Annotated in this window: 2 protein-coding genes and 1 pseudogene; all 3 read right to left on the bottom strand. The window is 68.3% G+C overall.

The features are described 5' to 3' along the window. Positions 1 to 390: lysophospholipid acyltransferase family protein (locus tag HUK84_RS14955; protein WP_176640993.1), on the bottom strand; the 390-nt coding region annotated here is incomplete at its 3' end. Positions 391 to 544: 154 nt separating this feature from the next. Next, positions 545 to 712, bottom strand: a pseudogene (locus tag HUK84_RS14950) (SRPBCC domain-containing protein); the annotation flags it as partial. A gap of 94 nt (positions 713 to 806) precedes the next feature. Continuing rightward, positions 807 to 2,351 (bottom strand): S10 family peptidase, encoded by a 1,545-nt coding sequence (locus tag HUK84_RS14945; protein ID WP_176640991.1) that lies wholly within the window; start codon positions 2,349 to 2,351, stop codon positions 807 to 809. Positions 2,352 to 2,451: the final 100 nt, after the last annotated feature.

Raw genomic sequence — 2,451 nt, 5'->3', positions numbered from 1 at the left:
CCGCAGCGCCTTCGCGCCTTCCGCGCGCCGCACCGGGATCATCCCGGCCAGCAGCAGCATCGGCCCCACCAGCGGCAGGCGCGTCAGCTCCTCTTTCATCACATAGGCCGGCCGCTCCACCAGGTTCATCCACACCAGCGTGTCGAACGCCGACTGGTGCTGCGACGCCACCAGGCAGGGCCGGCCCGCCGGCAGATGCTCCCGTCCCGTCACCACCAGCCGGATGCCGCAGATCCGGCGCAACCCGCCGACCGCCAGCCGGGTCCACAGCTTGGCATAAGGCAGCGCCAGCGACCGCGCGAACAGCCGGATCGGCCACGCCCCGACCCCCATGACCAGCGTCAGCAGCATGAAATAGACGTTGAACAGGCACGCGCGGACAAAAATCATGGCAGGCTTCTCACCTCGGAACGGCCAAGTAGGAACGATCAGGCAGGAACGATCACGCAGGAACGACCAAGCCGCCCTACACGAGAACGCGCCGCACCAGAACCCCACAAGGCGAGCCGCTCCCCTGATTCGGCCCGCGACGCCCGGCCCGGTCTCAGATCCGCAGGGCCAGTTCCTCCAATTGGGTCAGACAGGTCCCCCATCCCTGGAAGAACCCCATTTCCTCGTGCTTTGCCCGGTCCTGCGCGCTCTTGTGCCGCACCAGCGCGCGATAGCGCGTGCCGCCGGGGACCAGCTCCATCGTGATCTCCGCCGTCATGAAGGCTTCGTCATTCGGCCGGGGCGCGAAGCCCGGACCGGCGAAAGCCCAGACCGGCGAAGACGCGGGTCCCGCGTCCCCGGCCGGCCACCGCCGATCACTTCAATTGCGCGGCCGATGCGGCATAGAAGCCGTCGACGTCATGCCACAGCGCGGCGCGGCTCTCGGGGCGAGTGTACAGCATATGCCCGCCGGGATAGAGATGCAGGCCGATCCGCTCGGCGCCGACGGGGATATGGTCGCGGGTCCAGCGTGTGGTGCCGAACGGGCAGGCCATGTCGAAATAGCCGTTGGCGACGAAGACGCGCAGGCCGGGATCGATCGCCAGCAGCTTGCGCAGCAGCGCGACCTGGTCGGTCATCGGCGACCCATGGTCGCCCCAGCGCCACGCGCCGTTCACCTCCATGCTCAGCAGGTCGTACGTCAGCTCGGTGCGAAAGCCCAGCTCGTTCGCGGCATAGCCGGCGAAGGCATTGCCATAGGCCCGGCCGAACCCGAACAGCGTCGGATCGGGGCTGTCGTTGTTATCGATCCCCTCGGGATACGGATCGGCGATGGATTGCGTGAAATCGTACAGCCCATACAGTCGCCCGCCACGACTGCGCACGTCGTGCGACATCGGGTCCAGCGCACCGCGCTGCTTGGCCACCACCTCTTCCGGCAGGCCCGTACGCCGGGCGATCTCGGCATAGAACGCCTGCGCCTCCGCCCCCTGCGGCGGCGCGTTCGCCAGCGTCGTCAGATAGGGCCCGAACGCATAGCGATAGGCATCGTCCAGCGCCGCCGGCGTCAATTGATGCGCCGCGTCCAGATGGGCGGCAATAAAGGTCGGCAGCGTCATGGCCGAGGCCAGCGGATTGTTGGCCGCATCCAGGAACTGCATCTGGATGGCCGGCGAGATCATGACGATGCCGTTGACGATCAGGTTCTGCTGCTGCTGCAACTGCCACGCGACCTGGATCGAGCGGATGCCGCCATAGCTCTCGCCGACCAGGTAATGGGGCGAGGTCTGCCGTCCGTTCTGCCCGACCCACAGTTCGATGGCCTTGGCGAAGGCCGAACCGTCCTTGGTCACGCCGTAATAGGCGTCGGCCGCCTTGTGCGGGTCGATCGGCCGGCTATAGCCGGTGCCGACCGCGTCGATGAACACCATGTCCGTGGCCGGCAGCCAACTGTCGGGATTGTCCACCAGGCGCGCCGCCGCGCCGTCGGTGGGCATGCCCGCCGGGAATTGCAGGGCCCGCGGCCCCGCCGCGCCCAGGTTGAGGTACGCCGTGCCCGCGCCCGGCCCGCCATTGAAGAAGAACGAGACCGGCCGCCCCGGCCCCGCGCCATCCTGGGTATAGGCGACATAGAAGATTTTGGCCCCCGGCTTGCCGTCCTCGTCGCGCAGCGTCAGCGTGCCGGCATGGGCGGTATAGGCGATGGTCCGCCCACCGGCCGTATAGCGATGTTTCGTGACCGAATCCGCGGGCAGCAGCCCGGCCTGGCCGTTCTCCGCGGGCGCGGCCTTGGCCGTGTCGGCCTTCGGCGCCTCGGCCGGCTTGTCGGCGGCAAGGCCAGGGGACGCCAGACCGGGTGCCAGACAGGGCGCCAGACAGGCCGAGGCCAGCAGAAGGGCGGCAAAACGGGTGCGGAACATGAAAATCCTCTCGGTAATCAGCACATCAGAAACATTACAATCGGCGCGCCCGGACCGGCGCGGACGCCGTGGCCGGCAGGGCGGCGTTCAGCACGTCCGC

The sequence above is a fragment of the Nguyenibacter vanlangensis genome, from assembly GCF_013376155.1.
Lineage (GTDB): Bacteria > Pseudomonadota > Alphaproteobacteria > Acetobacterales > Acetobacteraceae > Gluconacetobacter > Gluconacetobacter vanlangensis.
The sequence above is the reverse complement of the archived record's forward strand: the minus strand, read 5'-3'. Positions and strand labels throughout refer to the sequence as shown.

Excerpts from the sequence above, each read along its gene's own strand:
- HUK84_RS14945 (WP_176640991.1), bottom strand. The coding sequence starts at position 2,351 with ATGTTCCGCACCCGTTTTGCCGCCCTTCTGCTGGCCTCGGCCTGTCTG.